The sequence below is a fragment of the Stenotrophomonas sp. STEN054 genome, from assembly GCF_056854535.1.
In genome coordinates this window covers 1-6,287 of sequence record NZ_JBXFWG010000095.1, presented here as the reverse complement: position 1 = coordinate 6,287, position 6,287 = coordinate 1, and the positions used below count along the sequence as shown (strand labels likewise).

The window sequence follows — 6,287 nt, the reverse complement described above, 5'->3', positions numbered from 1 at the left end:
CTCTGTTCCTGGGGTACTGGCCCGCGGTCTTGCGGGCCTCAGCGTTGCCCGCGCGGGCCCGGCCCGGGGTCTACCGCATTCATCCGGGTCGCGCGGGGCCATGCCCGGCGAGCGCGAAGCGCGGCAGACCCGTGCCCCTCAGTGCTTCACCAGCCGCCCGGCAAACGTCGGCAGCACCAGCAGCGTCAGCAGCGTGGCGGTGATCAATCCGCCGATCACCACCGTCGCCAGCGGCTTCTGCACTTCCGCGCCGGCGCCACTGGCGATGGCCATCGGTATGAAGCCGACGATGGCCACCAGGGCCGTGGTCAGCACCGCGCGGATGCGGCTGGCGGCACCCTTGATGGCCGCCTGCATCGGCAGGTCGCCGCCCTCCAGTCGCTCGCGGATCGCCTGCATCAGCACCAGGCCGTTCAACGTGGCCACGCCGGAGACGGCGATGAAGCCCACCGCTGCAGACACCGAGAACGGCATGCCACGCAGCAGCAGGGCGAGGATGCCGCCGACCAGGGCCAGTGGCACGCAGCTGAACACCAGCAGCGCTTCCCTGCCACTGCGCAGGGCCATGAACAGCAGGCCGCCGATCAGCAGGAACACCACCGGCACCACCGTGGCCAGCCGCTTCTCCGCGCGCTGCAGGTTCTCGAACTGGCCGCCCCAGCGCAGGTAGGCACCGGCCGGCAACGCCACGTCGACCACCGCGGCCTGCGCTTCGCTGACGAAGCCACCGAGATCGCGGCCGCGCACGTTGGCCTGCACCACCACCCGCCGGCTGCCGTCGCTGCGGCTGATCTGGTTTGGCCCTTCGCTGACGCTGATGCGTGCCAGCGAGGACAACGGCACCACCTGGCCTGCCGGCGTGGCGATCGGCAGCGAGGCCAGCTGGTCCGGATCGTTGCGTGCGGCATCGTCCAGGCGCACCACCACATCGAAGCGTCTGTCGCCTTCGAAGATCCGCCCGGCCGCGGTACCACCGATGCCGGTGGACACCGCATCACTCACATCCGCCGCGGTCAGCCCCTGCTGCGCGGCCGCCACATGGTCGATCCTGACGTTGAGCGTGGGCAGGCCGGAAATCTGCTCAACCCGCACGTCGGCGGCGCCGTCCACTGCGCGCAGTTTCAGCGCTACCTGCTCGGCCACCTTCTGCAGTGCGGCGAAGTCATCGCCGTACACCATCACCGCCAGGTCCGTGCGCACGCCGGAAATCAGCTCGTTGAAGCGCAGCTCGATCGGCTGGCTGAACTCGAAACTGTTGCCCAGCTGCTGCCCGGCCAGCTGCTCGAAACGCTGCACCAGCGCTTCCTTGTCCAGCTTCGGATCAGGCCACTGCGCGCGCGGCTTCAGCACGATCACGCTGTCGGAGATGTTGGCCGGCATCGGGTCGATGGCCGCTTCGGCGGTGCCGGTGCGCGAGAACACCGCCTCCACTTCCGGCTGTGCGGCCAGCGCCTTCTCCAGCGCCAGCTGCATCGCCAGCGATTGCTCCAGTGAAGTGGATGGCACGCGCAGGGCCTGCATCGCCACGTTGCCTTCGTCCAGGGTAGGCATGAACTCGCGGCCCAGCAGCGAGAACGAACCGATGCCCACCACCACCATCATCACCGCACCGGCCAGCATCGTGCGCGGATGCGCGACTGCACGACGGACCACCGGCTCGATACGCGCACGCAGCACGCGGATCAGTTTCGTCTCGTGCCCGCCGTCGCCAGTATGCGCATCGCCGTCCCTCACCGTGGGCTCGCGCACCAGCAGCGCGGCCATCGCCGGCACGAAGGTGAAGGAGAAGATGAAGGCGCCGATCAGGGCCAGCATGAAGGTGGCCGCCATCGGGTGGAACGTCTTGCCCTCCACGCCTTCCAGGGTGAGGATCGGTGCGAACACCAGCAGGATGATCAGCTGGCCGAAGGCCGCAGGCCGCGCCATCTTCATGGCCGAATCGGCAGCCACGCGCAGGCGCTCCATCGCGGTCAGCGCACGGCCAAGTTCGGCGCGGCGCTGGCCCAGCATCAGCAGCGTCGATTCGATCACGATCACCGCGCCATCCACCAGGATGCCGAAATCCAGCGCGCCCAGGCTCATCAGGTTGCCGCTGATGCCGAAGCGGCTCATGCCGATCACTGCGAACAGGAACGACAGCGGGATCACCAGCGCGGTGATCGCCGCCGCGCGCAGGTTGCCCAGCAGCAGAAACAGCACGACCACCACCAGCAGCGCGCCCTCGCTGAGGTTCTTCGCCACGGTCCGGATGGTGGCGTTGACCAGTTCGCTTCGGTCCAGCACCGGCACCGCCACGATGGACGGTGGCAGTGAGGCATTCACCTGCTGCAGGCGTTCCGCGGCGGCCTGGGCCACCGTGCGGCTGTTGCCGCCGGCAATCATCAGCGCGGTGCCGAGCACGGCTTCGTGGCCGTTGCGGCTGGCCGCACCCAGGCGTGGCGCGCGGCTCAAGGCCACCTCGGCCACGTCCGCCACGCGCACCACCACGCCATTGCGCGTGGCCACCGGGGCATGCGCCAGATCGTCGGTGGTCAGCGCCAGGCCATCGGCACGCACCACCAGGCCCTCACCGGCGCGCTGCACGAAGCCGGCGCCGGCCTGCACGTTGGAACGCTGCAGGGCGGTGACCAGATCGGCCAGGCCCAGCCCATGCGCGGCCAGCCGCGCGCTGTCCGGGTGCACGCCGTACTCCTTGACGTATCCGCCGACGGTATCGACCCCGGCCAGCCCCGGGCTGGAACGCATCTGCGGCGCGATGATCCAGTCCTGCACGGTGCGCAGGTAGGTGGCGCGTTCTTCCGGCGTGGCCAGCAAGGTGCCTTCCGGTGTGCGGTAGACCTCGCCGGCCTGCCAGCCGGCCGCGCCGGGTTCGGCCAGCTGGACTGGATCGAATGCGGTGAAATCCACCGTCCACATCAGCACCTCGCCCAGGCCGGTGGTGATCGGCGACAGCAGTGGCGACGCACCGTCGGGCAGATCGTCGGCGGCTTCGCGCATGCGCTCGGCCACCTGCTGGCGGGCGAAGTAGATGTCGGTCGCATCGGTGAAGATGGCGGTGACCTGCGAGAAGCCGTTGCGTGACAGTGAGCGGGTGGTGGTCAGGCCGGGAATGCCGGCCAGCGCGGTTTCCAGCGGGTAGGTCACCTGCCGTTCGATCTGTTCCGGCGTCAGCGCCGGGGCCACTGTGTTGATCTGCACCTGGCGGTTGGTGATGTCCGGCACCGCGTCGATCGGCAGCTTGCCCAGCTGCAGCAGGCCGACCGCCGCCAGCAGCGCGGCGGCGATCACCACCAGCCAGCGGCGGCGGACCGCGGTTTCAATGATCAGCTTGAACATGGTCGCCTCCTCAGTGGCCGTGCTCGGCTTCGCCCTTGGCCAGTTCGGCCTTGAGCAGGAAGGCGTTGGCGCCGACGATGCGTTCGCTGCCGGTCAGCCCACCGAGGATCTCGATGCGGTCACCGGCACGGCGGCCGGCCAGCACCGGCTGCGCCTTGAAGCCGCCGTCGACCGCGACGAACACCGCGCTGCGGCCATCGACGTTCTGCACCGCATCGGCGGGTACGCTGAGCGCGTCACCCTGGGCCTCGGTGACCACCACGGCCGACACCGGTGAACCGGCCGGCGGCAGCGCAGCGTCCACCGGCATGGCACGGATCACCGCCACGCCGCCCTGCTGGCGCACATCCGCGGCCGAGCCGATGACGGTGGCGCTGAAGCTGCCGCCCGGCACGCTCACTTCCAGCGTCATGCCCGGCGTGACCTGTGCGGCCAGTGCCGGTGGCGCGGTGAACACCAGTTCGTTCATCGCCGGATCGGCGACCTCGGCCACCACGCTGCCGGCAGCGACCACGCCGCCCGGCGTGACCTGCACGTTGCCGACGATGCCGGCCACCGGGCTGGTGATGCGGACGCGGCCGCTGGCATCGGGTGCGCCATTGGCGGCGGCCTGTGCCTGTGCCGCCGCCGCCTGCGCCTGCGCAGCCATGGCACGTGCATGCGAGGTTTCCAGCTCCTGACGCGCGACCACGCCCTGTTCCACCAGCGCCCTGTCACGACCGTGGGCCAGTCGCGCGGCCTTGGCTTCGGCAGCGGCGGCCAATGCATTGGCGCGGAACACCGCCGCCTCACCGCTGCGCACGATGGCCAGTGTCTGGTCCTGCTTCACGGCCGTGCCCGGTGCCACCAGCACGCGTTCGACGCGGCCGGTCACGCTGGACGCCACCGACGCGCGCGCGCCGATCGAGGGTTCCACACGGCCAGACAGGCGCGTGGAGCCGCCACCGCCTCGACCGACGGCGACCACTTCGATGGACGACGCCTTGATCTGTTCCGGCCTCAGCGCGACCACGCCTTCATCGGCCTCGGGCGCGTTGCCTGTGGTGTTCTCAGCGCTCCCCGGTGCATTGCCGTGGCCATCGTCGGCAGCGGCGGTTGGGGTCTGTGCAGTGCCAGTGCAGCCGACCAGCAGTGCGCCCAACAGTGCAGCGGTCATCAACGAAACAGTACGGGAGAACATCAGCGAACCTCCACAAACGGGGCGCGCCCTTCCAGGCGGGCAAGATCGATTTCCGCGCCGACGCGCGACAGGCGCGCATCCACGGCGCTGCTGCGTGCGGCGATGAGGGCACTGCGTGTGCTGCGCAGTTCCAGCTGCGAGATGCGTCCGGCGTCGAAGCCGATGCGGGCCAGCCGGTAGGCTTCCTCGGCGGCCACGACGGTGTCATCGGCGGCGCGCATGCGGCTGCCGGCAGCCTTCAGCCCGGCCACCGCCGCGAGGCGTTCGGCTTCGCTGTCGCGGCGCTGCTGGTCCAGCCGCGCTTCGGCCGCACGCTGGTCGGCACTGGCCGCGCGGATGCCGCCGCGGTTGCGGTCGAACAAGGGGATCGAAAGGCTCACGCCCAGCGTATAGGCCTGTTCGCGGTCCTCGCGGAAGCGTGTCTGCGCGGCGGTCACGCTGAGTTCGGGCAGGGCACGCCTGCGCTCTACGTCGACCAGACGGGTGCTGGCCTGAGCCTCGGCTTCGGCGATTCGCACCGCCAGCGCGGCATCACCGGCACCCCGTGGCAGCGGCGGCGTGCGATCCAGCAGGCTGTTGTCAATGGACTGCACCGGCGTATCCAGCAGGGCCGCACTGGTCAGCCGCGCCAATGCCGCATCGCGGAAGGCCTGCGCTTCCTCCAGCGCGGCGCTGGCATTGGCCACTTCGCTGCGCGCCTGCACCGCGCGCAGTTGTGGTTCGCGGCCCTGCTGGACCAGGGCGTCGACCGCCGCGGCATCATCGCGGGTCAGCGCCAGCGCTTCCCCGGCCAGGACGTAACGACGCAGCGCGCTCTCGGCCTGCGCGTAGGACGCCGCCAGCTGGCTGGCTACATCACTGCGGCTCTGCGTTCCACGCAGCGTGGCGGCCTGTGCTTCGGCGCGGGCAGCACGTACGCGTGCACCACGCTGGCCCCAGATTTCCAGCGGCTGGGACAGGGTGAGCACGCTGTCGGCGCGGTCCATGCCGCCATAGCTGCCGGTACCCCAGGCGTTTTCGGTGGCGTAGGAGAGGGATGGGTTGGGCAGGGCGCGTGCCTGCTCGGCGCGTGCTTCGGCAGCGTCGGCCAGGGCCGCGCCAACGCGGGCGCCGGGCAGCTGGTCCAGGCGTTCAAGCAGGGTGTCATAGGAAGGGGCGGCTTGCGCCATCGCCTGCAGTGCCGGGGCGAGGCCCAGCAACGCAGCAATGACCCGCCCGGCCGCACGCAGCGACCGAGGTGTCGAGTTCGACATGGAGGATGTCCGGTTGTGAGTGAAACGGAGGCCCGCGATCGCGGGACGCGCTCAACTCACGCCCGGGGAGGACGCTTCAGTTCATCCTGCGCGACCGCATAGGTCGCGCTGTCACCGTCGGCCATCCAGCGTGCCGGCAGCGGCGCGCCGAAGGCGGCAACGGTGCCGGCCGGCAGGCTCAGGTTGGAATGGTGGCAGTGGTTATGGCTGCAGGCACCGGTATGCGTGCCGTCACTGTCGCCGTCTGCGTCGTCGGCCGCGGCTTCAACATGGGCCGCGACCGTGTCATGCGGCTCGACCGTGCAAGCCAGCACGTCGGCCACCGGCACGACCACGAATGCCGCCATCAGCAGCATCAGCAGGGTCGAACGGAGGTGGCGGGCAATCCAGCGCATGCAGGGCAGGCTAGCAAGCAGTTTCCGGTGGATACAATATCAATGGCCGGGTCGGACTCCCCTGTAGAGCCCCCGCAAAGGAGGGCGGGGGTAGAGTGCTGAGGCCACCAAGGGGGAGGCCGG

The 6,287-nt window shown here is 70.1% G+C and carries 4 protein-coding genes; all 4 read right to left on the bottom strand.

Features of this window, described 5'->3' with window-relative positions:
* Positions 1-138: 138 nt before the first annotated feature.
* Genes AC1VXD_RS19570 through AC1VXD_RS19555 form a run of 4 tightly spaced genes read right to left on the bottom strand, consistent with a single transcriptional unit; the run spans position 139 to position 6,164 of the window.
* Positions 139-3,336: an efflux RND transporter permease subunit gene (locus AC1VXD_RS19570; protein ID WP_482993443.1), complete on the bottom strand. Its 3,198-nt coding sequence runs from the start codon at positions 3,334-3,336 to the stop codon at positions 139-141.
* Between the two features lie 10 nt (positions 3,337-3,346).
* Positions 3,347-4,519, bottom strand: a complete 1,173-nt coding sequence (locus AC1VXD_RS19565; RefSeq protein ID WP_482993444.1) for an efflux RND transporter periplasmic adaptor subunit — start codon at positions 4,517-4,519, stop codon at positions 3,347-3,349.
* Positions 4,516-5,769, bottom strand: coding sequence for a TolC family protein (locus AC1VXD_RS19560; RefSeq protein WP_482993442.1), 1,254 nt, complete (start codon positions 5,767-5,769; stop codon positions 4,516-4,518). The genes AC1VXD_RS19565 and AC1VXD_RS19560 overlap by 4 nt, the downstream gene beginning before the upstream one ends.
* A 56-nt stretch (positions 5,770-5,825) precedes the next feature.
* The gene (locus AC1VXD_RS19555) at positions 5,826-6,164 is read right to left on the bottom strand and encodes a hypothetical protein (RefSeq protein WP_256643609.1); all 339 of its coding nucleotides are present in this window, start codon (positions 6,162-6,164) and stop codon (positions 5,826-5,828) included.
* Positions 6,165-6,287 lie beyond the last annotated feature (123 nt).

Coding starts and splice junctions, on each gene's coding strand:
- AC1VXD_RS19555 (WP_256643609.1), bottom strand. CDS start 6,164: ATGCGCTGGATTGCCCGCCACCTCCGTTCGACCCTGCTGATGCTGCTG.
- AC1VXD_RS19570 (WP_482993443.1), bottom strand. CDS start 3,336: ATGTTCAAGCTGATCATTGAAACCGCGGTCCGCCGCCGCTGGCTGGTG.
- AC1VXD_RS19560 (WP_482993442.1), bottom strand. CDS start 5,769: ATGTCGAACTCGACACCTCGGTCGCTGCGTGCGGCCGGGCGGGTCATT.